The organism is Mycobacterium sp. 1164966.3, assembly GCF_001665395.1.
Classification (GTDB): Bacteria; Actinomycetota; Actinomycetes; order Mycobacteriales; family Mycobacteriaceae; genus Mycobacterium.
The window spans coordinates 50,864-77,167 of record NZ_LZSG01000024.1; the positions used below are offsets into that span (position 1 = coordinate 50,864).

Sequence of the window (26,304 nt, forward strand, 5' to 3'; positions counted from 1 at the left end):
ATTCAGGGCAGTCGCCAATCGATCGGGTCGGCACCCATCTCCGTGAGCAATTCGTTGGCGCGGCTGAACGGACGCGAGCCGAAGAACCCCCGCGAAGCCGACAGCGGCGACGGGTGCGGCGACTCGATGGGAACGCACTTGCCCGCGGCCAACATGGGCTTCAGCGTCGACGCGTCGCGCCCCCACAGGATCGCGACCATCGGCTGTGCGCGCGCTGCCAGTGCCCGGATTGCGCACTCGGTGACCGCTTCCCAGCCCTTGCCGCGATGCGAAGCCGGATTGCTGGGCCGCACCGTGAGCACCCTGTTCAGCAGCAGCACGCCGCGCTGCGCCCACGGCGTCAGGTCGCCACACGAGGGCTGTGGGTGACCAAGGTCGGCGGTGTACTCGTCGAAGATGTTGGCGAGGCTGCGTGGCAGCGGCCGCACGTCGGGCGCTACCGAAAAGCTCAGGCCCACAGCATGTCCCGGCGTCGGGTAGGGGTCCTGCCCGACGATCAGTACCCGCACCTGATCGAAGGGAAAAGTGAAGGCGCGCAAGATATTCGGGCCCGCGGGCAGATACCTGCGCCCCGCCGCCAGCTCGGCGCGCAGGAACCGTCCCATCTCGGCGACCTGCTCGGCGGCGGGCTCCAGCGCAGCGGCCCAGCCGGCCTCGACGAGTTCGCTCAGCGGGCGCGCGGTCAACGCAAGCCCTTGGCCAGCACCACCACCGTGTCCGCGCCCGCGCGCCGATCCTTCGAGATCTCCTGGTATTCCGGCGACTGCGCCCAGCTGTAGAACGCGGCCTCGTCGGGAAACGACATCAGCACCACCTTCTCGCGGTCCCACTGCCCCTCGACGACCCGCGGCGACTCGTCGGCCGCCAGCAATGTTCCCGGATGGCGACCGAAAACCTCCATGAATCTGGCCTGGTATCGGTCGTAGGCTGCCCGGTCGGTGAATCTCAACTGCGCGATCGCATAGACGGTCACGGGGCCACCCTAACCGCTCAAAACGATCGCCAACCCGCGTACCCTTCCCATTCCTCGCCGTCCACGAGCACCCGAGCCGGGCCGTCGAGCACTCGCCCGATGACGCGCCACCCGTCGGGCACCGGCCCGCCGAAACAGGCGACCAGGGCATGATCTTCGCCGCCGCCCAGCACCCACGGCCACGGGTCGGCGCCCACCGCCGCAGCAGCCGCCGTCAGCGCGTCGCGGTCTGCCGCCAGCGCCGCCGCGGACAGGTCGATGCTCACCGCCGAAGCCTCGGCGACATGTCGCAGGTCGGCGATCAACCCGTCGGATACGTCGATCATCGCCTCGGCCCCGGCGGCCGCAGCGAAAGCCCCCTGGCCGTAGGGCGGCTGCGGCACCAAATGGCGCCGCCGCAGTTCGTCGAACTGATCGATTCCGTTGTGCCACAAGGCATGACCGGCCGCCGAACGTCCCAGCTCACCGGCGACCGCAACCGTTGAGCCGGCCGTTGCGCCGGATCTGAGCACCGGTGGGCGACCGTCGAGTTCGCCCAGCACGGTTACCGACAGCACCCACTGCGGACAGCTGACCAGATCCCCGCCCGCGATGCCCGCGCCGATCCGCTCGGCCTCGTCCCACATTCCGGCGGCCAGCGCATCCACCTGGGCCGCCGGGGTATCCGCTGGCGCTCCGAACCCCACCACGAACGCCGTGGCACGCCCGCCCATCGCTTCGATGTCGGCGGCATTCTGCGCTATCGCCTTGCGGCCGACGTCGTGCGGTGTCGACCAGTCCAGCCGAAAGTGCCGGTCCTGCACCAGCACATCGGTCGACACCAGCGCGCGACCGTCGCCGGCTGAAACCACAGCCGCGTCGTCACCGGGGCCCAGCAGCACAGCGCGGGGTTGCCGGCGGCCCTGCGCCAAACGCCGGATCACCGCGAACTCGCCGAGCTGCTGCAGCGTCGAAGGCTCTCCTGCTGTGTCGTCGCGCACGCCACCTCCAACCGCCCCGGCCTCGGGTAAGTTTGGTCCCTGCCCGCCCGGGCGGACCGCGCCAGTGTATGAGAGTCCGAGGTAGCCACGCAGGTGACAGTCGACTCCGACGGCCCGCCACGCGCTCTGATCATTGCCGCGGCGCTGCTGGGTGTGACGGCGATCGGCGTCATTCTGGTAATCGCGGCCAACCGGGAGACGCCACCGCAGCCCGTCGCGCTTCCCGGCGTCCCGGCCCCCCGAGCCGCCGCACCAGCATGCAAAACCCTGACGGCGGCGCTGCCGCAGCGGCTCGGAAGCTATCAGCGCGCGCCGTTGGCGCAGCCTGCGCCCGAGGGCGCAGCGGCCTGGCGGGCCGGGCCGCACAGCGAGCCGGTGGTGTTGCGCTGCGGGTTGGACCGGCCGGCCGACTTCGTGGTGGGCTCCCCAATCCAGGTGGTCGACCGGGTGCAGTGGTTCCGGGTGAACGGCCAGTCAGAAGCGGACACCGGCCGATCCACCTGGTACGCGGTGGACCGCGCAGTTTATCTGGCGTTGACGCTGCCGCCGGGATCCGGCCCGGCACCGATTCAGGAGCTCTCGGACGTGATCGATCGCACCGTCGCCGCGGTTCCCATCGACCCGGCACCCGCGCATTAGCGCCTGATTAGCGCAGCCCCACGCCGCGGGCCAGCGCCGTTTCCACCATGGTGGCCAACAGTGTTGGGTAGTCGACCCCACTGGCCGCCCACATCCGCGGGTACATCGAGATCGTGGTGAAGCCGGGCATCGTGTTGATTTCGTTGATCACCGGTCCGTCTTCGGTGAGGAAGAAATCCACCCGGGCCAGGCCTTGGCAGTCGATCGCCCGAAACGCCCGGATCGCCAGTTCCCGTACCGCGTCGGCCACCTCGTCGTCGACCTTGGCCGGCACATCGAGTTCGGCCGCGTCGTCGAGATACTTGGTCGCGAAGTCGTAGAACGCGTCCTCGCGTCCGCGCACCCCGGCCACCCGGATCTCGCCCAGCGTGCTGGCTTCCACTGTGCCGTCAGGCATTTCGAGGACACCGCACTCCAGCTCGCGGCCGTTGACCGCCGCCTCGACGATCACCTTCGGGTCATGGCGACGAGCGCCCGCAACCGCGGCGGGCAGCTGATCCCAGCTCGACACCCGGCTCACCCCGATCGACGAGCCGCCCCGCGCGGGTTTGACGAACACCGGCAAGCCCAGCCGTTCGCACTCCTCTGGCTGCAGCGTCTGGCGGGAGGGCTTGAGCACCGCGTGCGGACCAACCGGAAGCCCCTCGGCGACCAGCAACTTCTTGGTGAATTCCTTGTCCATCCCCGCCGCACTGGCCAGCACACCGGCGCCGACGTAGGGCACACCGGCCAGCTCGAGCAGTCCCTGGATGGTGCCGTCCTCGCCGTACGGCCCATGCAGTACCGGAAACACCACGTCGACCGACGTCAGGATGCCACCAGCAGCCGGCGGTAACGACACCAACTGGCCACCGCGGCGCGGGTCGGCAGGCAGCGCCAGCTCCGTGCCCGACTCGGAGGTCACCTCGGGCAGCTGCCGGTTGGTGATGGCCAGCGCATCCGGATCGCCGTCGGTGAGCACCCAGGACCCGTCGGGGGTGATGCCGACGGCGATCACCTCGAACCGCTGCGGGTCCAGATTGCGCAGAATGCTGCCCGCGGACACACACGAAATGGCGTGCTCGTTGCTGCGTCCGCCGAACACGACGGCCACGCGCACGCGCCGGTCGCGCGGCGTCGCGGGCGGGCCGGATTGGGTCACAACCTTCAGAGGCTACCGGTTGCGCTGTCGCCAGGCCGGGCTCGAGGCCGCGAACTGCGGGTTTTCGCCCGAACTTTCCCGCCCTAGCCGCAGAGTGAACGCACTTGAGCCCGCGCTCATTCGGGCTTGGTGCTGCGGCCCAGCAGCAGTGCCATCGCCTCGTCGACCGAAAGCCCTTTGTGGCAGACCCGATGCACGGCATCGGTGAGAGGCATCTCGACGTCGTAGCTGGACGCCAGCGCCAGCACCGACTGACACGACGTCACCCCCTCGACGACATGACCATCCTTGACCTGCAGTGCCGACTGCACGTTTTCACGGCGGCCCAGACGTTCGCCCAGCGACCGGTTGCGCGAATACGGCGAGGTGCAGGTGGCCACCAGGTCGCCCACTCCGGCCAGACCGGCCAGTGTCGCTCCCTTGGCGCCGAGCGCTATGCCGAGCCGCATCATCTCCGCGAGTCCCCGCGTGATGATCGCCGCCGCGGTGTTCTCACCCAGGCCGACGCCGGCGGCCATCCCACACGCGAGCGCGATGACGTTCTTGCAGGCCCCGCCGATTTCCGTGCCGACGACGTCGGAGTTGGTGTACGGCCGGAAGTATCCGCTGTTCAGCATGCGCTGCAAGGCGACCGCCCGGCCGGAGTCGCTGCATGCGATGACGGTGGCAGCGGGCTGGCGTTCGGCGATCTCGCTGGCCAGGTTCGGTCCCGAGATCACCGCGACCTGACTGGGGTCAACACCGGTCACCCCAACGATGACCTGGCTCATCCGCATCAGGGTGTCCAGCTCGATGCCTTTGGCCAGGCTGGCCAGGGTCGCACCATGCGACAACAACGGAGCCCACTGCTCGAGGTTGCCGCGCATCGTTTGCGCGGGCACGCCCAGCAACACCGTCGTCGCGCCGCTCAGCGCTTCTTCGGCGTCCGAGGTCGCGCGGATGCTCGGCGGAAGCGGCGCACCGGGCAGATAGTCGCTGTTGTACCGGGTGGCGTTGATCTGCTCGGCGACCTCGGCGCGACGCGCCCACAGGATGACCTGCGTCTCTGGGCCGCCAGCGTCGGCGAGCACCCTGGCCAGCGCCGTGCCCCACGCACCGGCGCCCATCACGGTTACGGCCATTACGCTCCCGGGTCTCGTCGCCTCTCGTCACGCTGGCGTGACGCTCGGCCGTCTCGATCACGCTAGCGTGACGCTCGCGGGAGACAGAACGGCGTCCGCTGGCAGGATAATCGCATGAGCGGCACACGGGCCGATGGTGCAAGCGATATCGCCTTGATCATCGCCGTCAAGCGACTGGCCGCGGCCAAGACGAGACTGGCACCGGTGTTCTCGGCGCGCACCCGGGAGAACGTGGTGCTGGCCATGCTGCAGGACACGCTGACCGCGGCGGCCCGCGTTCGAGCACTGCGGTCGATCACCGTTGTCACGCCCGACGAAGCCGCGGCGGCCGCGGCGGCCGACGCCGGCGCCGAGGTGCTCACCGACCCGACACCCGAGGGCCATCGCGACCCGCTCAACCACGCCATCGCCGCAGCCGAACGGGCCCTCTCCGGATCAGGCGCCAATCTTGTTGTGCTGCAAGGAGATTTGCCTGCGCTACAGACACAGGAGCTGGACGAGGCGATCACGGCCGCGCGTCACCACCGGCGCAGCTTCGTCGCCGACAGGCTGGGCACGGGCACCTCGGCACTCTGCGCATTCGGCAGCGCACTGGACCCACAGTTCGGGGCGGATTCTTCGGCGCGGCATCGCCGTTCGGGCGCCATCGAGCTGACCGGCGCCTGGCCCGGCCTGCGCTGCGACGTCGACACGCCGGCCGACCTGGCGGCCGCCCGCCAGCTCGGGATCGGGCCCGCGACCGCGCGCGCCATCGCACATCGTTGACGAGCGGGTTGACGAGGGCGGGTTGACGAGCAAAGGGATATATAAGTGTGCCTGGTGCGCTGGCCGCGCGACGGGTGATGAGCAATGATCGCAGGGTGACTGAAATCGAAGCTGAGGCGCGGCCCGACGAGAACCTGTGGTCGCCCGGCGACTCGGCCGTCGCAGCGCCACCGGCCGCCACTCGCGCGGCGATCACCGACGCGCTGCCAGAGGACCGCTACCTCAACCGGGAACTGAGCTGGCTGGACTTCAACGCGCGGGTGCTCGCGCTGGCCGACGACAGCTCGCTGCCGCTGCTGGAGCGGGCGAAGTTCCTGGCGATTTTCGCCTCCAACCTCGACGAGTTCTACATGGTCCGGGTGGCGGGGCTGAAACGTCGCGACCAGATGGGGCTATCGGTCCGGTCCGCCGACGGCCTGACGCCGCGTGAGCAATTGCGTCGCATCGCTGAGCAGACCCAGCACATCGCCAGCCGGCATGCGCGCGTGTTCCTGGACTCGGTGCTGCCGGCGCTTGGCGAAGAGGGCATCTCGGTCATCACGTGGGACGACCTGGATAAGGCTGAGCGCGAGCAGTTGTCGACCTATTTCACCGAGCAGGTCTTCCCTGTGCTGACACCGCTTGCGGTCGACCCGGCCCACCCGTTCCCGTTCGTGAGCGGGCTGAGCCTGAACCTGGCTATCACCGTCAGGCAACCCGAGGACGGCGGCCAGCACTTCGCCCGGGTCAAGGTGCCCGACAACGTCGATCGCTTCGTCGAACTGGGAGCCGGCGACGGCGGTGAGATGTCCGCCGAGTCAGAAGGCCACGGCAAGGTCCGGTTCCTGCCGATGGAAGAGCTGATTGCGGCGTTCCTCCCGGTGCTGTTCCCGGGCATGGAGATTGTCGAGCATCACGCGTTTCGCATTACCCGCAACGCCGACTTCGAGGTGGAAGAGGACCGCGACGAAGACCTACTGCAGGCGCTGGAGCGGGAATTGGCGCGACGACGGTTTGGTTCGCCGGTGCGACTCGAGGTCGCCGACGACATGACCGAGGGCATGCTCGAGTTGCTGCTGCGCGAACTCGACGTGGACCCGGGTGATGTCATCGAAGTGCCCGGGCTGCTGGACTTGTCGTCGCTGTGGCAGATCTACGGCCTGGACCGGCCGGCCCTGAAAGACCGGACGTTCGTTCCCGCCACCCATCCGGCCTTCGCCGAGGGCGAGACGCCCAAGAGCATCTTCGCGACGCTGCGCGAAGGTGATGTGCTGGTACACCATCCATACGACTCGTTCTCCACCAGCGTGCAGCGATTCATCGAACAGGCCGCCGCCGATCCCAACGTGCTGGCGATCAAGCAGACGCTTTACCGAACCTCCGGTGATTCGCCGATTGTGCGCGCGCTCATCGACGCCGCCGAAGCCGGAAAGCAAGTGGTGGCCCTCGTCGAGATCAAGGCGCGCTTTGACGAACAAGCCAATATTCGGTGGGCGCGTGAGCTCGAGCAGGCGGGCGTACACGTCGTGTACGGATTCGTCGGACTCAAAACACATTGCAAGACATGCCTGGTGGTGCGCCGCGAAGGACCGACCATCCGGCGCTACTGCCACATCGGGACCGGAAACTACAACGGCAAGACCGCTCGGCTGTACGAGGACGTCGGTTTGCTGACCGCCGCTCCCGACATCGGTGCCGACCTGACGGACTTGTTCAACTCGCTGACCGGCTACTCCCGTAAGTTGGAGTACCGCAACCTGTTGGTGGCTCCGCAGGGCATCCGCACCGGCATCATCGAGCGTGTCGAGCGCGAGGTTGCCGCCCACCGGAAAAACGGCCACGGGCGAATCCGGCTCAAGATGAACGCGCTTGTCGACGAACAGGTTATCGACGCGCTCTACCGCGCGTCGCAGGAAGGCGTGCGGGTCGAGATCGTAGTCCGTGGCATCTGCGCACTGCGCCCGGGCGCCGAAGGCATCTCCGAGAACATCATCGTCCGCTCGATTCTCGGCCGCTTCCTGGAACACTCGAGGATCATCCACTTCAACGCGATCGACGAGTTCTGGATCGGCAGTGCCGACATGATGCACCGCAATCTCGACCGTCGAGTCGAGGTGATGGCTCAAGTCAAAGACCCGAGACTCACCGTCCAGCTGGACGATTTGTTCGAGTCCGCGTTGGACCCCGCCACCCGGTGCTGGGAACTCGGGTCCGACGGACAGTGGACTGCCGCACCCCGGGAAGGCGAGAACGTGCGCGACCATCAGGTATCGCTGATGGAGCGACACCGCAGCCCCTGACGACGCTGTGCAAAGGCCATATCCTCCGAGCACGAGCAGCCGTGCCCGAATTGACCTGCAGGAGTTGAGGTGTCGCCCCAGAACTCGTCCAACCGCCGCTCGGGGGATCGGGTGGTTTGCGCTGCCGGGGCGGTGTTGTGGCGACCCGCGTACGTCAAATCGGCCAAGAATCCCGTCGAAATAGCGGTGATCCACCGGCCGCGGTACGACGACTGGTCGCTGCCCAAAGGCAAAGTGGACCCCGGCGAGACCGCTCCCGTGGCTGCCGCGCGCGAGATATTCGAGGAGACCGGTCACCATGCGATCCTTGGCAGGCGGCTGGCCACGGTGACGTACCCGATCGATCAAGGCATCAAGAAGGTGTGCTACTGGGCGGCACGCAGCACCGGTGGGGATTTCGTCCCCGGTAACGAGGTCGACGAGCTGGTCTGGCTGCCGTTCTCCGATGCGATGAAGAAGCTCGACTACCCACAGGATCGAAAGGTCTTGCGCCGGTTCGGCAAACAGCCCGCAGACACGCACACCGTGCTGGTGGTCCGGCATGGGACGGCGGGCAGCAAGGCACGCTACAAAGGCGACGACACGAAGCGGCCGTTGGACAAGAAGGGACGTGCGCAGGCCGAGGCCCTGGTTCCACAGCTGCTGGCGTTCGGCGCCACCGACGCCTATGCCGCCGACCGCGTGCGCTGCCACCAGACGCTGGAACCTCTCGCCGCCGAACTGGGTGTGCCCATCAAGAACGAGCCGAGCCTCACCGAGGAGGCCTACGCCAAGAGCCCGAAACGCGGCCGGAACCGGATGCTGCAGATCGCCGAAAAGTCGGGCACACCGGTGATTTGCTCACAGGGCAAGGTAATTCCCGACCTCATCGCGTGGTGGTGTGAGCGCGACGGGATACGCGCCGACAAATCCCGCAACCACAAAGGCAGCACCTGGGTGCTGTCTCTGGCCGGGGGCCGAGTGGTGGCGGCGGACCACATCGGCGGCGCACTCGGCGCCAACGCACAGCCGTAACACGCAGATACCCTTCGGGGGCGGCCGCCGCCCGAAGGGTATCTGTGCCTGAGATTTACTGCGTTACTTGCGGCCCCGCCGTGCGGTGGTTTTCTTGGCAGGTGCCTTGCTGGCAAGCCGCTTTGCGGCTGCCTTCTTCGCCGGAGCCTTGCTCGTCTTGCGCGCCAGCGTCTTGGCGGCGGCCTTTTTGGCCGGCGACTTGCTCGCGGTCTTCTTGGCCGCAGCTTTGGTCGCCTTCTTGGCCGGAGCCTTGCTCGCGGTCTTCTTGGCCGCAGCTTTGGTCGCCTTCTTGGCTGGCGACTTGCTCGCGGTCTTCTTGGCTGCAGCTTTGGTCGCCTTTCTGGCGGGCGCCTTCTTGGCGGTTCTCTTCGCTGCACTCGTTGCCACACCACGCTTCACAGCAGGTCCTTCCGACGGGAGTTTTTGTGCCCCAGAGACAACCGCTTTGAATTGAGCGCCCGGCCGAAACGCCGGGACAGACGTCGGCTTCACTTTCACCGTCTCGCCGGTACGCGGATTGCGCGCCACCCGTGCCGCACGACGCCGCTGTTCGAACACACCGAAACCGGTAATGGTGACGCTGTCACCCTTGTGCACCGCGCGCACAATAGTGTCGACGACATTCTCGACAGCAGCTGTTGCCTGCCGTCGGTCCGAGCCCAATTTCTGTGTGAGCACATCTATGAGCTCTGCTTTGTTCATCCAAACCCTCCAAGCCAGTGGTCCTCGTTTCGGAACCGACTAGCAGACACGGTAAACCCTTACCCACTTGATTTCCAAGAGCCACGCGCAATTTCAGGCCCCGACAATCTGAATTTCCGCAATCCGGTTGCCGCCCTTGACCGGTGGTGTGGCGGGAAAATCGACTTCGCCTGCCCGCGCCGGCGGAGGCGGAATTCGCCCCTCTCCGAGGCGTCAGGAAGTGGGCAGAGTGCGCGGCTTCCAGTCCGGATAGGAGGCCTCGAAAGCCTCGATCTCGTCGAGTTTCCGCAGCGTAAGGGCTATATCGTCAAGTCCTTCGAGAAGTCGCCAGGCAGTGTGATCGTCAATCTTGAACGGCAGCACCACTGTTCCGGCGGTGATATTTCGATCTTGAAGATTGACAGTAATTTCCAAGCCCGGACTCTGCTCGATGAGCTTCCAAAGTAGTTCCACACCGTCTTGGGCAACTTCGGCGGCCAACAGACCCGCCTTGCCCGCGTTGCCGCGAAAAATGTCACCGAACCGAGACGAGATAACCACCCGGAACCCGTAGTCCATGAGCGCCCAGACGGCATGCTCACGCGACGACCCGGTGCCGAAATCGGGTCCGGCGACCAACACCGAACCCCGGTCAAAGGGACTGAGATTTAGCACAAATGAGGGATCCGATCGCCACGTCGCGAACAAGCCGTCCTCGAAACCGGTTCGGGTGACACGCTTCAGAAATACCGCGGGGATGATCTGATCGGTATCGACATTGGACCGTCGCAACGGCACGCCGATCCCGGTGTGGGTGTGAAAGGCTTCCATATTCGTTCCTGTTCTGGCGAATCAATTCAAATCTGAGGGCGCGGAAAGGGTGCCACGAACCGCGGTGGCGGCGGCAACAGCCGGGGAGACCAGGTGAGTGCGGCCCCCCTTGCCCTGCCGCCCTTCGAAATTGCGGTTGGACGTCGCCGCGCAACGCTCCCCGGGTGCGAGCTGATCGGGGTTCATCCCCAGGCACATCGAACATCCCGCTTGCCGCCACTCGGCACCCGCGGCCGTGAAAACCTCACCCAGACCTTCGGCTTCGGCCTGCGCGCGCACCCGCATCGAGCCCGGAACCACCAGCATCCGCACTCCTGACGCCACCTTGCGCCCGCGCAAGATATCGGCAACCACTCGCAGATCTTCGATACGGCCGTTGGTGCAGGATCCGACGAATACGGCGTCTACCGAGATATCGCGCATGGCCGTTCCAGGCCGAAGGTCCATGTATGCCAATGCTTTCTCGGCGGCCTGACGCTCCCCGTCGTCGGTCATGAGCTCCGGATCCGGCACGGCCGCTGCCAGCGGCACGCCCTGGCCGGGGTTGGTGCCCCAGGTGACGAAGGGGCTCAACGCAGCCGCATCCAGATAGACCTCAGTGTCGAAGACGGCTCCGGGGTCGGTGCGTAACTGCTGCCAGTAAGCGAACGCGGCGTCCCATTGCGCACCCGTCGGCGCGTGCGGGCGGCCTCGCAGGAACTCATAGGTGACGTGGTCGGGAGCGACCATGCCGGCGCGGGCGCCGGCTTCGATGCTCATGTTGCAGACCGTCATCCGCCCTTCCATGGACAGCGATTCGATGGCGCTGCCCCGGTATTCGATGACATGGCCCTGGCCGCCGCCGGTGCCGATCTTGGCGATCAAGGCGAGAATGATGTCCTTGGCCGTCACGCCGTCGGGCAATTGTCCGTCGACATTGACGGCCATGGTCTTGAACGGGCGCAGCGGCAACGTCTGGGTGGCGAGCACGTGCTCGACCTCCGAGGTTCCGATACCCATCGCCAGCGCGCCAAACGCGCCGTGCGTGGAGGTGTGGCTGTCTCCGCAGACGATCGTCATGCCCGGTTGGGTAAGGCCCAGTTGCGGTCCGACGACATGCACGATGCCCTGCTCGATGTCGCCCATCGGATATAGGCGGACACCGAATTCCGCGCAGTTCCGCCGCAATGTCTCCACCTGAGTTCGCGACACCAGATCGGCGATCGGCTTGTCGATGTCGATGGTGGGCACGTTGTGATCCTCGGTGGCCAGAGTCAAGTCGGGCCGGCGCACCGGGCGCCCCGCCAGACGCAAGCCGTCGAAGGCCTGCGGGCTGGTCACCTCGTGCACCAGATGCAAATCGATATAGATCAGGTCGGGCGCCCCGACTTGTCCGCGAACCACTACGTGGTCGTCCCAAACTTTCTCGGCCAGCGTGCGGGGCCTGCCGGTGGTGGATTCCATTTCGAAGTCGCCTCTGTTCGATCATTCGCGGCGCGCCCGGCACTTGGATTGGTGATCTCAGAATGCGAGACGCTAATATCTCTTTGTGAGACAGCATAGCGGCATCGGCGTCCTCGACAAAGCCGTCGACATTTTGCATACCATCGCGGAATCTCCCTGCGGGCTCGCCGAATTGTGCGAGCGGACCGGGTTGCCCAGGGCCACCGCCCACCGGCTGGCGGCCGCGTGTGAGTTTCATCGCCTGCTGGGCCGCGACGACGAGGGCCGGTGGTGTCTCGGACCCGCGGTCACCGAACTCGCGGCACATGTCAACGATCCGCTGCTGGCGGCGGGCTCGGTGGTGTTGCCGCAGTTGCGCGAGACCACCGGCGAGAGCGTGCAGTTGTACCGTCGCGAGGGTATTTCGCGGGTCTGCATCGCCGCGGTGGAACCCCCTGCAGGCCTTCGCGATACGGTTCCGGTCGGCGCTCGCCTGCCCATGACGGCGGGTTCGGGAGCGAAAGTGCTGCTGGCTCACAGCGACGCGGCGACCCAAGCGGCGGTGTTGCCGAGCGCGAAATTCACCGGGCGGGTGCTGGCTGACGTGCGGCGGCGCGGGTGGGCGCAAAGCGTGGCCGAGCGCGAGCCCGGCGTCGCGAGTGTGTCGGCGCCGGTGCGCGACGGCCGCGGTGCCGTCATCGCTGCGATTTCGGTGTCGGGGCCCATCGACCGGATCGGAAGGCGTCCGGGGGCGCGCTGGGCGGCTGACCTACTGGCCGCCGCTGATGCGCTCACTCGCCGGCTGTGATTCGGTCCTGGGCGTCCAGCCTGCATCCAGGACGAGCGAGCCGCCCCAGACCGCGCCCTGACCGCAGGCTGGATGCCACCACTGCAGAGTCGATCTGCAACGGCCTGACAAACTGACGCCATGGGAACCAACCAGCGCGCGAGCATCGTCATGTCCGAGGCGGAAATCGCTGATTTCGTCGTCAAGAGCCGTACCGGCACCCTGGCCACCATCGGCCGCGACGGCCGACCACATCTGACCGCAATGTGGTACGCCGTGGTCGACGACGAAATCTGGCTGGAGACCAAGGCCAAGTCGCAGAAAGCGGTCAATCTGAAACGCGATCCGCGGGTGAGCTTCCTGATCGAAGACGGCGATACCTACGACACGCTGCGCGGCGTGTCCTTCGAAGGCGTTGCCGAGATCGTCGACGATCCCGACGCGCTGCACCGGGTCGGGGTAAGCGTCTGGGAGCGCTATACCGGTCCCTATACCGACGATTTGAAGCCCATGGTCGACCAGATGATGAACAAGCGCGTCGGCGTACGTATCGTCAGTCGACGCGCCCGCTCCTGGGATCATCGCAAGCTCGGGTTGCCGCACATGCCGGTAGGCGGCTCTACCGCACCCGCGGCGAGCTAGCCCGCACGGACGCGGAACAGACGAAAAATTCCCATTTCGGCACGAAAATTGGGGATTTTATGTCAGCTCGGTTTTGTAGCCCCGATGGGATTCGAACCCACGCTACCGCCGTGAGAGGGCGGCGTCCTAGGCCGCTAGACGACGGGGCCGGAACCGATCCGAGCAGTCAGCATATCTCACCGCGGTAGGCCCACCTAATCTGCTGACTTTGCTGGGGTACCAGGACTCGAACCTAGAATGGCTGAACCAGAATCAGCTGTGTTGCCAATTACACCATACCCCATTGGCTGCCTAAAACCGCTGGTCAGAGAGCTTTCGCGGACCCTAAACGGGTCCGGCGAACGCGGTTGCCCGCGGTTGAGGGCCGACGTGCAGACTACCAAAGACTCGACGTGCAATCCGCATCGCCGTTCCATCACTCCCGACGGTCCAGCGCGTTTCGCAGCCGCTGCAAAGTGCGGTCACGACCCAGCAGCTCGAGTGATTCGAACAACGGCGGGCTGATCGATGTTCCCGTCGCGGCCACCCTGATCGGGCCGAACGCCTTGCGCGGTTTGAGACCCAGGTCCTCGATGAGTGCGGACTTCAGCGCTGCCTCGATATTGCCCGCGGCCCAGTCCACCACGTCGTCCAGCGCGGCCAGCGCGGCCCTGAGTACCCGGTCCCCGTCGGATCCCAGCTCCTTTGCAGCGGCTTTGGGATCGATCGCGTATTGGTCGTCGTTGAGGAATTTCAGCAGATCCCACGCGTCAGCGAGGACGACGATGCGGGTCTGAACCAACTGAGCCGCGACGGCGAATCGCGCTTCATCCAGTTCGATGTGGTGGCCATGTACGTCCAGATAGTCGCGCAGCCTGGTGGTGAAATCGTCGGGGTCGAGCATGCGGATGTGCTCGGCGTTGATCGCGTCGGCCTTCTTCTGGTCGAACCGGGCGGGGTTGGAGTTGACGTCGGCGACGTCGAACGCGGCCACCATCTCGTCGAGGCTGAACAGGTCACGATCATCGGCGATCGACCAGCCGAGCAGCGCAAGATAATTCAGCAGACCCTCGGGGATAAACCCGCGTTCGCGATGGGCGAAGAGGTTCGACTGCGGGTCGCGCTTCGACAGTTTCTTGGTGCCTTCCCCCAATACCGTTGGGAGATGGGCGAATTCCGGGGTGCGCTCCGCGACCCCGATCCGGATCAGCGCCTGATACAGCGCCAGCTGGCGTGGAGTAGACGGCAGCAGATCCTCGCCGCGCAGCACATGCGTGATCTTCATCAGGGCGTCGTCGCACGGGTTGACCAAGGTGTACAACGGATCTCCGCTCGCGCGGGTCAACGCGAAATCGGGTACCGTGCCGGCCGCGAAGGTGGTGGTCCCCCGCACCAGGTCGTGCCAAACGAGGTCTTCGGCGGGCATCCGTAAGCGCACCACCGGCTGACGGCCTTCCGCCAGGTATGCGGCGCGCTGCGAGTCGGTCAGGTGACGGTCGAAATTGTCGTAGCCCAGCTTGGGATTACGTCCTGCCGCGACGTGACGGGCCTCGACCTCTTGCGGTGTCGAGAATGCGTAGTACGCCTCTCCTGCGTCCAGCAGCCGGCCCACCACGTCCCGGTAGATTTCGGTGCGCTGCGATTGGCGGTACGGGCCATAAGGTCCGCCGACCCCGGGCCCCTCGTCCCAGTCCAGGCCGAGCCAGCGCAACGCATCGATCAGCGCCAGATAGCTTTCCTCGCTGTCCCGTTGGGCGTCGGTGTCCTCGATGCGGAATACGAAGGTGCCGCCGGTGTGGCGGGCGTACGCCCAGTTGAACAGCGCGGTGCGGACCATCCCGACGTGTGGCGTGCCGGTGGGCGAGGGGCAGAACCGAACCCGGACCTTGTCTTCAGGTGCAGTCACGGCTTTCCTTTGCGGACTACGGGATTGGTGAGGGTGCCAATTCCCTGCACGGTTATGGCGACGGTGTCACCGTCCTCGAGCGGACCGACACCAGCGGGTGTGCCGGTGAGAATCAGGTCACCGGGCAGCAATGTCATTACCGCCGAGATCCATTCGACGATGGCGCCGACGTCGTGAATCATCAACGAGGTGCGGCTGTTTTGTTTAACCTTGCCGTTGACCTCGGTGCGCAGTTTCAGGTCGGCCGGGTCCAGATCGGTGACGATCCAGGGTCCGACGGGACAGAAGGTGTCGTGTCCTTTGGCCCGGGTCCACTGGCCGTCGGATTTCTGCTGATCGCGCGCAGACACGTCGTTGGCGATCGTGTAACCGAGGATGTTCTCGGCGGCACGGGCGGCTGGAACGTCTTTGCACGGCCGGCCGATCGCTATCGCCAGCTCACCCTCGAAGTGAACGGGTGATGCATTGGCGGGCAGGCGAATTGGAACGTTCGGCCCGATTATCGCAGTGTTCGGTTTGAGGAAGATCACCGGGTCTGCCGGCGCTGGGCCGGTCGCGCCGCCCATTTCGGCGATGTGGTCGGCATAGTTCTTGCCGACACAGACCACCTTGCTGGCCAGGATCGGGGCCAGCAGTCGGACGTCGGCCAGTGGCCAAGATCGGCCGGTGAACGTCGGCGTGCCGAATGGATGCTCAGCGATCTCCCGCGCGGTCATTTCGGCGGGACTTTCCGAGTCACCTTCGATGCTGACGAAGGCGACGCCGTCTGGGCTGGCGATTCGACCAAGGCGCATTCGGTTGAGCCTAGTGAGGGTCGCCAGCGCGGCGAAGCCGGGCGCAGCGGACCACTCACATTCGATACAGCTGCCCCTTGCCAGATGTCGTCTTTCAGCAGCGCGCACGACATGCGAGCATGAGCGGATGCCGAAGGACCCGATCGCCACGGGCCCACTGAGCACGGGCGGACGCTGGTTAATCCTGGTCGTGTCGCTGGGGGTGACGGCGAGTTCGTTCTCGTTCATTAACGGTGTCGCTTTCCTAATCCCGGCCCTGGAGTCCGAGCGAGGGACGCCACTGACCCAAGCGAGTCTGTTGTCGTCGATGCCCACCTGGGGCATGGTGGTCACGCTGGTCGCCTGGGGCTACATCCTGGACCGCGTCGGTGAGCGAATCGTGATGACGGCGGGCTCCGCGCTGACCGCGGCTGCGGCTTACGCCGCGGCGTCGGTGCATTCACAGGTGTTGTTCGCCGTCTTTCTGTTTCTTGGCGGCATGGCCGCGGCCAGTTGCAACAGCGCGGGCGGCAGGCTGGTGTCCGGCTGGTTCCCGCCGCACCAACGCGGCCTGGCGATGGGAATCCGGCAGACAGCCCAGCCGCTGGGGATTGCCTTGGGCGCCTTCGCCATACCCGAGCTGGCCGAAAGCCGCCCGCACGCGGGACTGATGTTTCCCGCCGTCGCGTGCACCGTGGCCGCGGTGGCCAGCCTCATCGGCGTCCACGACCCCTCGCGCAAGTCCCGCAAGACGGCCACCGAACAGGAACTGGCCACTCCCTATCGCGGGTCCTCGGTGCTGTGGCGAATCCACGCTGTATCGGCGCTGCTGATGATGCCGCAGACGGTGACCGCGACGTTCATGTTCGTCTGGCTGGTCAACAACCTTCATTGGTCGGTCGCTGCCGCAGCCGGTTTGGTCACCCTGTCGCAAATGCTCGGTGCGCTGGGACGCATCATGGTAGGCCGCTGGTCGGATCGGATCGGATCGCGGATGCGGCCGGTGGCAATCATCGCCGCCACCGCCGCTTTGACCCTGTTTCTGTTGGCCTGGTCTGACTACCTGAATTCGAGTTACCAGGCGCCGCTGATGGTCGCCGTCGCGGTGATCGCGGTGCTGGACAACGGGTTGGAGGCGACGGCTATCACCGAATTCGCCGGGCCGTTCTGGAGCGGTCGCGCGCTAGGCATCCAGAACACCACGCAGCGGCTGATATTCGGCGCCGGTGCTCCACTGTTCGGCGTCTTGATCAGCGCCGCGAAGTATCCTCCGGCGTGGATACTGTGCGGGTTGTTCCCGCTGATCGGGGTGCCATTGGTGCCGGTTCGCCTGCTTCCGCCCGGTTTGGAAACCAGAGCGCGGCTGCAATCCGTTCGCCGATGGCGGTTGTGGCTAGCCGTTCGTCCCCGCGACTTGCCGGATAGGTCTCGACCGCCCGATCCACCCGGGCAGCCGCCTCGTCCTCGCCAAGATGGGCCAGCAGCAACGCCACCGACATGATCGCCGCGCCGGTCGCGGATATTCGCAGCAACGATCCAATCAGAACTACCGACAGATGCAGACAACATCGACGCGACCCTGGTCCATGCTCGCGGTCGCGCTAATAGCGACGTTGTGCGCCACGGGTCTTCATCAACGGCATAGCTTTTCTGATGCCCGTACTGAACGACGTGCGTGGTATCAGTCTGGCCGAAGCCGCGCTGCTTTCGGCCATGCCTAGCTTCGGCATGGTCATCACCCTGATCGGCTGGGGCTATGTGCTGGACCTCGTCGGCGAACGGATCGTACTCACCTTGGGACTGGCCGTCACCGCCACGGCGGCCTTTTTCGCGGCTTCGGTGAATGAGTCGATGCTGGCACGGTGCCGCCAGTGCCCGATCGGTCAGGTCGGTGCGCAGCTGGTTGCAGGTCGGTGTCGGTGGCTGATGGTTGCATAAGCCCCATGGCAGCTGTCGGCACCGACACCACCCCCGCTATCAGCGATGGTGTGGTGGGACCGCGGCGCCGGGGTAAGTCGAGAGCCCCGAATTTCCGGTACGAAGGGGTCGTGTCGGCGATCCGCCTCGAGCTCGACGCCAATGACCCAATGGTTCGCCGGCGCGTGGAGCGGCAGTGGGATGCGGTGTTTCGGCTGCGGCGGGCTTTGCAACGCGACGCCGCCAATCGCTGCCGCGCCTACTGGGTGGCCCACAATGAACGCGCGATCGATCCCAAGGCGCTGCGGGAGCGGCTGGGGTTGACCCGCAAAGGCATTGAGGCCGCGGCGAAGGCCCATATCGAAGCCAGCGGGTGGATGCGTAATCACCTGACCAAGGCCATCGGCCTGCACGTGGCCGACGAAGTGTGGCAAACCATCGAGCGGCACCTGTTCCCCGACGCTTCAGGGCGCCGCCACGGCCCGCCGCGGGTCGGGTCGTGGCGGCAGTTCACTCGTATCCCCGGCCGGGCGCGCTCGCACACCAAGGCCACGCCCACCTGGGAGACCTACCGGCTGGCCGGCACAGTGGACGGACATCTGAACACCTATCGGCACCCCGCCTTGGCGAACGAGATCGGCACCGCCGCTGCGGCGGCCGGCCAGCCGGCGGGCTCCTCGATCCTTGCCCAACCCGCCCAGCTACCGGCGCCGGCGCGTCCAGCGGGCGGCAGATGGTGGGAACACAGCGGCGCGTTGGCGGTGGTGTTCACCGGGCTCCCCGCTGGGGATCTGGTCCTGCCGGTTCGGCTACCGCACGGCGCTGGCCAGTGGGCCTACCTGGCCCATTTCCTGGTTAACCGGGACATCTGGCACAAGATCGATTTGGTGCGAGTGCGTGACCGCAAAGCCCCGGGCGGCTGGCGCTACTACGCGCATCTGTTGGTCCATCGGGGCGGGTATCAATCACCGACCACCCGAGCTCGCCGCGCCCAGATCCCCGCCGCCCGGCATGCCGGGGTGGATGCCAATGTGTCCAACCTGTCAGTCGCATCATTCCCGGTCGATGAGCCCGACCGGCTGGTGGTCGAGCGGATCGCCTGCACCGCTGAGCAACAGAACACCGCGGCGCGGGCGGCCAAGAAAGCCCGGGCCCGCCAGAAAGCATTGGACCGCTCGCGACGCAACACCAACGCCGAGCAGTACGGACCCTCGGTGCGCCAGCACCAGCGCGCACAGCGCCGCGCCGACCAAGGACTGCCCGCCAAACAGCTGCTCAACCCGGCTGGGGCGCGGCATGCCCGCCCCGATGGGGCGCCGCTGGTCGCCTACCGCCACGACACGCTCTCGGGCGCCTACCAGCGCACCCGCGCCGATCACGCCGCCGCGACGCGGCGCGCCAGTCAGGCCAAACAGGCCCGCGCCACCGCAGTTGCCGGACGGATCGTGGCCGCCCACGGCCACACCCTCACTGTTGAATACACCAATATCAGCACTTGGGCGAGGTTGTGGGGCAAACGGATTGCCCTGTTCAGCCCTGGCATCCTGGTGGCCGCACTGTCCCGCGAATGCCGCGCCACCGGCGGTGCCCTGCCGCGTGCGGGCACCGGATCCACCGCGCTGTCCCAGCACTGCCTCTGCGGGGCGCGGGTGCCTAAGACCCTGGCCGTGCGCACCCATGACTGCCCCCACTGCGGGCTGCGTGGGGATCGTGACCTCGTCTCGGCCGCCTTAGCGGCCTGCGTCAGATTTGCCGACCCGGATGATCCGCGCACCGCACGCGTCGACTACCAGCTTGCCCACACCCTCAGACAGGGGTGGGAGGCCTCCCAGCAAGAGTGGGAGGGTTCAGTCAACCGGCACCAGCCACCCCCATCACCCGATGGTGCGAAAGCGGCCAGGACCGGCAGCCACCACCTAGTGGCCCCTGCTGAACAAGCAGCACTCGGCCCACCCCCGAACAGATCAAGCCAAAAGCCTGGACGTCGCGGGACCAGCCGAAAACAACCAGCCCCCAAGCTGACTGGCGCTGCATGACCCATTACGGGTCAACTCTTAGAGCGCGGCTGCAATCCGTTCGCCGATGGCGCCGGTGGCAAGCCGTTCGTTCCCGCGACTTGCCAAATAGGTCTCGACAGCCCGATCCACCCGAGCCGCCGCCTCTTCCTCGCCAAGATGGGCCAGCAGCAGCGCCACCGACATGATCGCCGCGGTCGGATCCGCGATCCCCTGACCGGCGATATCTGGCGCGCTGCCGTGCACCGGCTCGAACATCGACGGATTGGTCCGGGTCGCGTCGATATTTCCACTGGCGGCCAACCCGATACCGCCGCACACCGCGGCGGCCAAGTCGGTGATGATGTCGCCGAACAGGTTGTCGGTGACGATCACATCGAACCGTCCGGGGTCGGTTACCAGGAAAATGGTTGCGGCGTCGACGTGTTGATACGCCACCTCGACATCGGGATATTCTTCGCCGACCTCGGCGACGATGCGCGCCCACAGCTTGCCGGCGAAGCTCAACACATTTGTCTTGTGCACCAACGTCAGATGTTTGCGACGCCGCTGGGCCCTTTCAAACGCGTCGGCCACCACCCGACGCACACCGAACGCGGTATTCACGCTGACCTCGGTCGCGACTTCGTTGGGCGTTCCGATGCGAATTGCGCCGCCATTGCCGGTGTATGGGCCTTCGGTGCCCTCGCGCACCACCACGAAATCGATTTCCGGATTGCCGGCGAGCGGACTGCTCACCCCGGGGTACAACCGGCCGGGACGAAGGTTGACATGGTGATCGAGCTCGAATCGCAGGCGCAGCAACAGACCTCGCTCCAGGACGCCACTGGGAACCGACGGGTCACCGATCGCGCCGAGCAGGATGGCATCGTGCTCGCGCAGCTCGCCGACCACCGACTCGGGCAATACCTCGCCAGTCGCGTGATAGCGGCGAGCGCCAAGGTCATAGCCGGTCTTCTCGACTCCCGGCCGGACCGCATCGAGCACCTTGACCGCCTCGGCCACGACTTCGGGGCCGATCCCGTCGCCGGGGATAACGGCGAGCTTCACGAAAGATCAACCACTTCAAGCATGTTGGCGCCGACCGCCGCGCTGATCGCCGAACGCACGTCGGCGGGCACATCCTGGTCGAGCCGCAGCAGGATGGTCGCGCTTGGTCCCTCGGTGTCCTCGGAGAGCTGCGCAGCTTGAATGTTGACGCCGGCCGCCCCGAGCAGGGTGCCGATCTTGCCCAACGCTCCGGGCTGGTCGGCGTAGTTGATCACCAGGTTGGTCCCCTGAGCCCGCAGATCGAAGTTGCGGCCGTTGATCTGCACGATCTTTTGCACCTGCTGCGGCCCGGACAGCGTGCCGGCCACGTTGACGACCGAGCCGTCGGCACCGACCGCCCGCACATCGACAACGCTGCGGTGGTTGGGGCTTTCGGAAGCCTTGGTGATCTCGGCGGACACCCCACGCTCGGCGGCCAGCGCCGGCGCGTTGACGAATGTCACGGCATCCTCGATTACCGCCGAGAACAGACCGCGCAAAGCCGAAAGCTTCAGCACCTCAACGTCTTCGGCAGCCAGCTCACCGCAGACTTGCACTTGTAGCGACGCCGGCAACTCGTCGGACAGCGCCGCGGCGAGCACCCCGAGCTTGCGGACCAGGTCCAGCCAGGGCGCTACCTCTTCGTTGACGACCCCGCCGCCAATGTTTACCGCATCGGGCACGAACTCCCCCGCGAGCGCCAACCGCACACTCTCTGCCACGTCGGTGCCGGCGCGGTCCTGAGCCTCAGCGGTGGATGCGCCCAGATGCGGTGTGACGACCACCTGCGGCAGCTCGAACAGCGGGCTGTCAGTGCAGGGTTCGGTGGCGAACACATCGAGGCCGGCGGCGCGGACATGTCCGCTGCGTATCGCTTCGGCCAGCGCCGCCTCGTCCACCAGGCCGCCGCGCGCGGCGTTGATGATGATCACGCCGGGCTTGGTCTTGGCCAACGCTTCTTTGTCGATCAGACCCGCGGTCTCAGGTGTCTTCGGCAGATGCACAGAGATGAAGTCGGCCCTGCCCAGCAGCTCGTCGAGGGACAGCAGTTCGATCCCGAGCTGCGCGGCCCGCGCAGGTGCCACATAGGGGTCGTAAGCGACGACGTGGGCGCCGAAGGCCGCGATCCGCTGAGCGACCAGTTGCCCGATCCGGCCCAAGCCCACGACACCGACGGTCTTGCCGAAAATCTCGGTGCCCGAGAAGGACGACCGCTTCCAGGTGCGCTCCCGCAGCGTGGCATCGGCCGCCGGAATCTGCCGCGATGCGGCCAGCAGCAGCGCCAGCGCGTGCTCGGCGGCGCTGTGAATGTTCGACGTGGGGGCGTTGACCACCAGCACGCCGCGGGCGGTGGCTGCGTCCACGTCGACGTTGTCCAGCCCCACTCCGGCGCGGGCGACGATCTTCAGCTTGGGGGCGGCTGCCAGCACCTCGGCGTCGACCGTGGTGGCCGACCGCACCAGCAGCGCGTCGGCCTCAGGCACCGCAGCCAGCAGCTTCTCCCGGTCGGGGCCGTCGACCCAGCGCACCTCGACCTGGTCTCCCAGGGCTGCGACGGTCGATTGGGCGAGTTTGTCGGCGATTAACACAACAGGCAAGTTCACGCCGACAGCGTAGTCGGGGATCGCGAGCGCGGCGGAGCCGGGCGAAGCGGGTCCCCGCCATCACAGCGCGCGGGGATCGCGAGCGCGGCCGTGGCGATCGCCAGCGCGGCGCAGCCGGGCGCAGCGGGCTGGGGTTGTCGGTGCACGGGTGCATGGTGACAGTAATGCGACGAAAGAAGGGACGGCACGCATGTGCTGGATGTGCGATCACCCCGGGAGCACCGTTGACGAGTTTCTCGCGGAGATTGAGAAAACAAAGTCAAAACACGGTTGGGCGGTGCAATACGTAGAGAGTGACTACGCGCCCTACGCCTACACGGTCGGCTTGCACGAACGAGGGTTGCCCGAACTGTTGGTGACGGGCCTGGCGCCGCAGTCGGCAGCCCGGCTGCTCAACACGGTCGCCGCGTATCTGATGGATGGCGGACGACAAGTGCCGGGCGAATGGATCTCGATACCTGATGGCCCGTTGCTGGCGGTCGTGCAGGTGGAGCATCCCGAGGTGCATATGAACGTGGCGGTGGCGTTTTACGGCCCAGAGTTGCACGCGCTGCAGCTGGTGTGGGCCGATGACAGTGGCCACCGGCCGTGGTGCCCGGAATTCGCCAACGGTGGGGTCCGGCAACCGGTGCTCGGGGTGCGTCCCGACCTGACCGCGTAGCCTGCCGGTCTCCTACCATCACGGGATGGACGTCACCGTCGTGGGCAGCGGGCCCAACGGGCTCGCCACAGCCGTAATCTGCGCCCGTGCCGGACTGAAGGTTCAGGTGCTCGAAGCCCAGCCGACGTTTGGTGGTGGCGCCCGTACCGCCGCCGACGTCGAATTTCCCGGTGTTTCACACGACATCTGTTCTGCGGTTCACCCATTGGCGTTGGCGTCTCCGTTCTTTGCGGAGTTCGACCTGGCCGCACGCGGCGTGCAGCTCGCGGTACCCGAGATCGCCTATGCCAACCCCCTGCCAGACCGGCCGGCGGCAATCGCATACCTCGACATCGAACGCACCTGCGCCGAATTGACCGACGGCGCGTCCTGGCGACGTCTGCTCGGCCCGTTGGTGACCGATTGGCAAGCGGTCGTCGGATTGCTGCTGGGCGACAAGCGTTCGGTGCCCAGTTCGGTACTGCCCGCCCTGCGCCTCGGGCTGGCGACCCTGTCCCAAGGCACACCTGCGTGGCGGACACTGGCCGGCGAGGACGCCCGCGCCTTGTTCACTGGTGTTGCCGCCCATGTGATTTCACGGATGCCGTCGATGGCGGCAGCCGGCGCCGGTTTGATGCTGGCCGTCCTCGCCCATGCGGTTGGCTGGCCCATTCCGGTGGGCGGGACCCGCGCGATCAGCGACGCACTTATCGCCGACCTGCGCGACCACGGCGGTGCGCTGACCACCGGCGTCGACGTCACCTCGCCGCCGGGACCGCCTGGCTCGGTCGTCGTGTTCGACACCGCACCCACCGCGCTGCTGCAGATTTACCGTGACGCGCTTCCGCCCAGGTATGCCAAAGCGTTGCGCCGGTATCGTTTTGGGCCCGGCGTCGCGAAGGTGGACTTCGTGCTCAACGACGACATTCCTTGGTCGGACCAAAGGCTGCGGCAGGTACCGACCTTTCATTTGGGCGGCACCCGCGAGCAGATGGCGCGCGCCGAGGCGGACATCGCGGCCGGACGGCACGCCGAGTGGCCCATGGTGCTGGCGTCGTCACCGCATGTGTGCGACCCCGGCCGGATAGACAGCCAAGGCCGTCGCCCGTTCTGGACTTACGCCCATGTGCCGTCGGGTTCTCCGCTCGACCCTACCGAGGCGGTGACCGGAGTCGTCGAGCGGTTCGCGCCGGGCTTCCGCGACGTCGTGGTGGCAGCGCGCGCGGTGCCCGCCGCTCGGATGTCCGACCACAATGCCAACTATGTGGGCGGCGACATCGGGGTGGGCGGAAACAACGCGTGGCGCGCGATCGCCGGTCCCACTTTGCGGCTAAACCCTTGGAGCACACCGATGCCGAGGGTGTATCTGTGTTCGGCAGCCACCCCGCCCGGCGGCGGCGTGCATGGGATGGCGGGTTACTACGCGGCGCGTACTCTGTTGGGCCGCGAATTCGGCATTACTGACTTGCCTACCATGGCACCGTGACGAAACTTGCGATCATCTACTACTCGGCCACCGGCCATAACACCTCGATGGCAAAGCGCGTCGCTGCGGCGGCCGAGGCGGCCGGCGCCGAAGTCCGGGTACGGCACGTCGCCGAAACCCGCGACCCGGCGTCGTTCGCGAAGAATCCCGCTTGGACGGCGAATTACGAAGCCACCAAAGATCTGCCCACGGCCACCGCGGAGGATATCGTGTGGGCCGACGCGGTGATCTTCGGCTCACCCACCCGATTCGGCGGCGCCGCATCGCAATTGCGCGGTTTTCTCGACTCGCTGGGTGGACTTTGGGCCGAAGGCAAACTCGCCGACAAGGTGTATGCGGCGTTCACGTCGTCCAACACGCTGCACGGCGGCCAGGAGACCACCCTGCTCACGCTGTACATCACGTTGATGCATTTCGGCGGAATCATCGTGCCGCCGGGATACACCGAACCGCTCAAGTTCGTCGACGGCAACCCCTACGGCGCGAGCCTGGTCTCCACTCACGACAACATCACCGAATTCGATGACGCCACCGCCGACGCTCTCGACCATTTGGCGCGCCGGGTGGTTTCGGTCGCCGACCGACTTACGCGGTAGCGCGAACAGACGCAAAATCACCCGACACGCCGAAGAAATAGGGGATTTTGCGTCTGCTCGCCGGGAGATCAAGCAGTCTCGGTGATGGGGCGGTCCACCCAGCTCATCAGATCGCGCAGCTTCTTGCCGGTGACCTCGATGGGGTGCTCGGCGTTCTCCTTGCGCAGCTGCTCGAGTTGCTTGTTGCCGCCGTCGACGTTGGCCACCAGCTTCTTGACGAAGCTACCGTCCTGGATGTCACGCAGGATGGCGCGCATCCGCTCCTTGGTGTCGGCATCGATGACCCGCGGACCGGACAGGTAGCCGCCGAATTCCGCGGTGTCGGACACCGAGTAGTTCATCCGGGCGATGCCGCCTTCGTACATCAGGTCGACGATCAGCTTGAGCTCGTGTAGCACCTCGAAGTAGGCCATCTCCGGCGGGTAGCCCGCCTCGACCATCACATCGAAACCAGCCTTCACCAATTCCTCTGTGCCACCGCATAATACGGCCTGCTCACCGAACAGGTCGGTTTCGGTCTCGTCCTTGAACGTGGTCTTGATGACACCGGCGCGGGTGCCCCCGATGGCCTTGGCGTACGAAAGCGCCAACGCCTCACCGCTGCCGGTGGGGTCCTGGTCGACGGCGATCAGACACGGCACGCCCTTGCCGTCGACGAACTGGCGACGCACCAGGTGGCCGGGTCCCTTGGGCGCGACCATCGCGACGGTGACGTCGGAAGGCGGCTTGATCAGGTCGAAGTGGATGTTGAGGCCGTGACCGAAAAACAATGCGTCGCCGGCCTTTAGGTTGGGCTCGATGTCGTTCTTGAAAATGTCGGCCTGCGCGGTGTCGGGGGCCAGCAGCATGATCACGTCGGCCCACTTGGCGACCTCGGCGGGGGTATCGACGTCCAGGCCCTGCTCCTCGACCTTCGGCCGCGACTTGGAACCCTCCTTGAGTCCGACGCGCACCTGCACACCGGAGTCGCGCAGGCTCAACGAGTGCGCGTGCCCTTGACTGCCGTAGCCGATCACGCCGACCTTGCGGCCCTGGATGATCGACAGGTCCGCATCGTCGTCGTAGAACATCTCTAGTGACACTG

24 protein-coding genes, 2 tRNA genes and 2 pseudogenes are annotated in these 26,304 nt (G+C 66.3%); 12 read left to right on the forward strand and 16 right to left on the reverse strand.

Annotation, left to right across the window (positions count from 1 at the left end; all coding sequences use genetic code 11):
- Positions 1–2: 2 nt before the first annotated feature.
- From A9W99_RS08705 to A9W99_RS08715, 3 genes are read right to left on the reverse strand one after another with little or no spacing between them, the layout of a single operon-like run.
- On the reverse strand, positions 3–686 hold the full coding sequence (locus A9W99_RS08705; RefSeq protein ID WP_067375825.1) for a uracil-DNA glycosylase: 684 nt from the start codon (positions 684–686) through the stop codon (positions 3–5).
- Positions 683–973: a DUF1330 domain-containing protein gene (locus A9W99_RS08710; RefSeq protein ID WP_067375827.1), complete on the reverse strand. Its 291-nt coding sequence runs from the start codon at positions 971–973 to the stop codon at positions 683–685. The genes A9W99_RS08705 and A9W99_RS08710 overlap by 4 nt, the downstream gene beginning before the upstream one ends.
- A gap of 17 nt (positions 974–990) precedes the next feature.
- A complete protein-coding gene (locus A9W99_RS08715) occupies positions 991–1,953 on the reverse strand; it encodes a thiamine-phosphate kinase (protein WP_067375829.1) in 963 nt (320 codons plus the stop codon).
- A 93-nt stretch (positions 1,954–2,046) separates the two neighbouring features.
- On the opposite strand from A9W99_RS08715, the gene A9W99_RS08720 reads away from it, so the two are divergent.
- On the forward strand, positions 2,047–2,592 hold the full coding sequence (locus A9W99_RS08720; RefSeq protein ID WP_067375831.1) for a DUF3515 domain-containing protein: 546 nt from the start codon (positions 2,047–2,049) through the stop codon (positions 2,590–2,592).
- A gap of 7 nt (positions 2,593–2,599) precedes the next feature.
- On the opposite strand, the gene A9W99_RS08725 is transcribed toward A9W99_RS08720, so the two are convergent.
- Both A9W99_RS08725 and A9W99_RS08730 read right to left on the reverse strand, forming a co-directional pair.
- The gene (locus A9W99_RS08725; protein WP_067375833.1) at positions 2,600–3,733 is read right to left on the reverse strand and encodes a D-alanine--D-alanine ligase family protein; all 1,134 of its coding nucleotides are present in this window, start codon (positions 3,731–3,733) and stop codon (positions 2,600–2,602) included.
- A 116-nt stretch (positions 3,734–3,849) separates the two neighbouring features.
- Positions 3,850–4,854 carry an NAD(P)H-dependent glycerol-3-phosphate dehydrogenase gene (locus A9W99_RS08730; RefSeq protein WP_067375836.1) on the reverse strand — a complete coding sequence of 335 codons (1,005 nt, stop codon included), beginning with the start codon at positions 4,852–4,854 and terminating at the stop codon, positions 3,850–3,852.
- Between the two features lie 114 nt (positions 4,855–4,968).
- Between A9W99_RS08730 and cofC the strand changes: the two genes are divergently transcribed.
- The 3 genes from cofC to A9W99_RS08745 all read left to right on the forward strand — a co-directional run bounded on the left by cofC (position 4,969) and on the right by A9W99_RS08745 (position 8,912).
- Positions 4,969–5,619 (forward strand): 2-phospho-L-lactate guanylyltransferase, encoded by a 651-nt coding sequence (gene cofC, locus A9W99_RS08735; protein WP_067375838.1) that lies wholly within the window; start codon positions 4,969–4,971, stop codon positions 5,617–5,619.
- A 74-nt stretch (positions 5,620–5,693) separates the two neighbouring features.
- Positions 5,694–7,898 (forward strand): RNA degradosome polyphosphate kinase, encoded by a 2,205-nt coding sequence (locus tag A9W99_RS08740; protein WP_067375895.1) that lies wholly within the window; start codon positions 5,694–5,696, stop codon positions 7,896–7,898.
- 69 nt (positions 7,899–7,967) lie between these two features.
- Complete coding sequence (locus A9W99_RS08745; protein WP_067375839.1) at positions 7,968–8,912, forward strand: bifunctional NUDIX hydrolase/histidine phosphatase family protein; 945 nt, start codon at positions 7,968–7,970, stop codon at positions 8,910–8,912.
- Positions 8,913–8,975: 63 nt separating this feature from the next.
- Here the strand turns inward: A9W99_RS08745 and A9W99_RS08750 are convergent, their stop codons facing one another.
- The 3 genes from A9W99_RS08750 to leuC all read right to left on the reverse strand — a co-directional run bounded on the left by A9W99_RS08750 (position 8,976) and on the right by leuC (position 11,867).
- Entirely contained in the window at positions 8,976–9,614 is a 639-nt protein-coding gene (locus tag A9W99_RS08750) for an HU family DNA-binding protein (protein ID WP_067375841.1), read from the reverse strand.
- Positions 9,615–9,827: 213 nt separating this feature from the next.
- Positions 9,828–10,424, reverse strand: a complete 597-nt coding sequence (gene leuD, locus A9W99_RS08755; protein WP_067375843.1) for a 3-isopropylmalate dehydratase small subunit — start codon at positions 10,422–10,424, stop codon at positions 9,828–9,830.
- A gap of 21 nt (positions 10,425–10,445) precedes the next feature.
- Complete coding sequence (gene leuC / locus A9W99_RS08760) at positions 10,446–11,867, reverse strand: 3-isopropylmalate dehydratase large subunit (RefSeq protein WP_067375845.1); 1,422 nt, start codon at positions 11,865–11,867, stop codon at positions 10,446–10,448.
- A gap of 85 nt (positions 11,868–11,952) precedes the next feature.
- Here leuC and A9W99_RS08765 point away from each other — a divergent pair, with 85 nt between their 5' ends.
- Together A9W99_RS08765 and A9W99_RS08770 are read left to right on the forward strand one after the other, a co-directional pair.
- Positions 11,953–12,654: an IclR family transcriptional regulator gene (locus tag A9W99_RS08765; protein WP_067231144.1), complete on the forward strand. Its 702-nt coding sequence runs from the start codon at positions 11,953–11,955 to the stop codon at positions 12,652–12,654.
- A gap of 120 nt (positions 12,655–12,774) precedes the next feature.
- A complete protein-coding gene (locus A9W99_RS08770; RefSeq protein ID WP_067375847.1) occupies positions 12,775–13,275 on the forward strand; it encodes a PPOX class F420-dependent oxidoreductase in 501 nt (166 codons plus the stop codon).
- Positions 13,276–13,351: 76 nt separating this feature from the next.
- Here the strand turns inward: A9W99_RS08770 and A9W99_RS08775 are convergent.
- The 4 genes from A9W99_RS08775 to A9W99_RS08790 form a co-directional block, all read right to left on the reverse strand.
- A tRNA-Glu gene (locus tag A9W99_RS08775) sits at positions 13,352–13,424 on the reverse strand.
- Between the two features lie 62 nt (positions 13,425–13,486).
- Positions 13,487–13,558, reverse strand: a tRNA-Gln gene (locus A9W99_RS08780).
- A gap of 132 nt (positions 13,559–13,690) precedes the next feature.
- On the reverse strand, positions 13,691–15,160 hold the full coding sequence (gene gltX, locus A9W99_RS08785; RefSeq protein ID WP_082929916.1) for a glutamate--tRNA ligase: 1,470 nt from the start codon (positions 15,158–15,160) through the stop codon (positions 13,691–13,693).
- Positions 15,157–15,954, reverse strand: a complete 798-nt coding sequence (locus A9W99_RS08790) for a fumarylacetoacetate hydrolase family protein (protein WP_067375852.1) — start codon at positions 15,952–15,954, stop codon at positions 15,157–15,159. The genes gltX and A9W99_RS08790 overlap by 4 nt, the downstream gene beginning before the upstream one ends.
- Positions 15,955–16,081: 127 nt before the next feature.
- Here A9W99_RS08790 and A9W99_RS08795 point away from each other — a divergent pair.
- A pseudogene (locus A9W99_RS08795) lies at positions 16,082–17,149 on the forward strand (MFS transporter); the annotation flags it as partial.
- A gap of 139 nt (positions 17,150–17,288) precedes the next feature.
- On the opposite strand, the pseudogene A9W99_RS27160 reads toward A9W99_RS08795, so the two are convergent.
- Positions 17,289–17,441, reverse strand: a pseudogene (locus A9W99_RS27160) (3-isopropylmalate dehydrogenase); the annotation flags it as partial.
- A gap of 145 nt (positions 17,442–17,586) precedes the next feature.
- Between A9W99_RS27160 and A9W99_RS08800 the strand changes: the two are divergent.
- Together A9W99_RS08800 and A9W99_RS08805 are read left to right on the forward strand one after the other, a co-directional pair.
- Complete coding sequence (locus A9W99_RS08800) at positions 17,587–17,871, forward strand: MFS transporter (protein WP_067375857.1); 285 nt, start codon at positions 17,587–17,589, stop codon at positions 17,869–17,871.
- Positions 17,872–17,876: 5 nt separating this feature from the next.
- Entirely contained in the window at positions 17,877–19,886 is a 2,010-nt protein-coding gene (locus A9W99_RS08805; RefSeq protein ID WP_067375859.1) for a transposase, read from the forward strand.
- Between the two features lie 18 nt (positions 19,887–19,904).
- Here the strand turns inward: A9W99_RS08805 and A9W99_RS08810 are convergent, their stop codons facing one another.
- Positions 19,905–20,915: a 3-isopropylmalate dehydrogenase gene (locus A9W99_RS08810; RefSeq protein WP_067375861.1), complete on the reverse strand. Its 1,011-nt coding sequence runs from the start codon at positions 20,913–20,915 to the stop codon at positions 19,905–19,907.
- Positions 20,912–22,498: a phosphoglycerate dehydrogenase gene (gene serA / locus A9W99_RS08815; protein WP_067375863.1), complete on the reverse strand. Its 1,587-nt coding sequence runs from the start codon at positions 22,496–22,498 to the stop codon at positions 20,912–20,914. Before serA ends, A9W99_RS08810 begins: the two co-directional genes overlap by 4 nt.
- Before the next feature lie 199 nt (positions 22,499–22,697).
- Between serA and A9W99_RS08820 the strand changes: the two genes are divergently transcribed.
- From A9W99_RS08820 to wrbA, 3 genes are read left to right on the forward strand one after another with little or no spacing between them, the layout of a single operon-like run.
- On the forward strand, positions 22,698–23,159 hold the full coding sequence (locus A9W99_RS08820) for a DUF4262 domain-containing protein (RefSeq protein ID WP_082929919.1): 462 nt from the start codon (positions 22,698–22,700) through the stop codon (positions 23,157–23,159).
- Between the two features lie 25 nt (positions 23,160–23,184).
- A complete protein-coding gene (locus A9W99_RS08825; RefSeq protein ID WP_067375867.1) occupies positions 23,185–24,624 on the forward strand; it encodes an NAD(P)/FAD-dependent oxidoreductase in 1,440 nt (479 codons plus the stop codon).
- Positions 24,621–25,220 carry an NAD(P)H:quinone oxidoreductase gene (gene wrbA, locus A9W99_RS08830; RefSeq protein WP_067375869.1) on the forward strand — a complete coding sequence of 200 codons (600 nt, stop codon included), beginning with the start codon at positions 24,621–24,623 and terminating at the stop codon, positions 25,218–25,220. The genes A9W99_RS08825 and wrbA overlap by 4 nt, the downstream gene beginning before the upstream one ends.
- Positions 25,221–25,288: 68 nt before the next feature.
- Here the strand turns inward: wrbA and ilvC are convergent, their stop codons facing one another.
- Positions 25,289–26,290 (reverse strand): ketol-acid reductoisomerase, encoded by a 1,002-nt coding sequence (gene ilvC / locus A9W99_RS08835; RefSeq protein ID WP_156623021.1) that lies wholly within the window; start codon positions 26,288–26,290, stop codon positions 25,289–25,291.
- Between the last annotated feature and the right edge of the window lie 14 nt (positions 26,291–26,304).

What these genes read in the sequence shown, in the direction of transcription:
- A9W99_RS08730 (WP_067375836.1), bottom strand. Translation starts at nt 4,854, where the DNA reads ATGGCCGTAACCGTGATGGGCGCCGGTGCGTGGGGCACGGCGCTGGCC.
- cofC (WP_067375838.1), top strand. Translation starts at nt 4,969, where the DNA reads ATGAGCGGCACACGGGCCGATGGTGCAAGCGATATCGCCTTGATCATC.
- A9W99_RS08750 (WP_067375841.1), bottom strand. Translation starts at nt 9,614, where the DNA reads ATGAACAAAGCAGAGCTCATAGATGTGCTCACACAGAAATTGGGCTCG.
- leuD (WP_067375843.1), bottom strand. Translation starts at nt 10,424, where the DNA reads ATGGAAGCCTTTCACACCCACACCGGGATCGGCGTGCCGTTGCGACGG.
- leuC (WP_067375845.1), bottom strand. Translation starts at nt 11,867, where the DNA reads ATGGAATCCACCACCGGCAGGCCCCGCACGCTGGCCGAGAAAGTTTGG.
- A9W99_RS08770 (WP_067375847.1), top strand. Translation starts at nt 12,775, where the DNA reads ATGGGAACCAACCAGCGCGCGAGCATCGTCATGTCCGAGGCGGAAATC.
- A9W99_RS08790 (WP_067375852.1), bottom strand. Translation starts at nt 15,954, where the DNA reads ATGCGCCTTGGTCGAATCGCCAGCCCAGACGGCGTCGCCTTCGTCAGC.
- A9W99_RS08800 (WP_067375857.1), top strand. Translation starts at nt 17,587, where the DNA reads ATGCCCGTACTGAACGACGTGCGTGGTATCAGTCTGGCCGAAGCCGCG.
- A9W99_RS08805 (WP_067375859.1), top strand. Translation starts at nt 17,877, where the DNA reads ATGGCAGCTGTCGGCACCGACACCACCCCCGCTATCAGCGATGGTGTG.
- A9W99_RS08820 (WP_082929919.1), top strand. Translation starts at nt 22,698, where the DNA reads ATGTGCGATCACCCCGGGAGCACCGTTGACGAGTTTCTCGCGGAGATT.
- A9W99_RS08825 (WP_067375867.1), top strand. Translation starts at nt 23,185, where the DNA reads ATGGACGTCACCGTCGTGGGCAGCGGGCCCAACGGGCTCGCCACAGCC.
- ilvC (WP_156623021.1), bottom strand. Translation starts at nt 26,290, where the DNA reads ATGTTCTACGACGACGATGCGGACCTGTCGATCATCCAGGGCCGCAAG.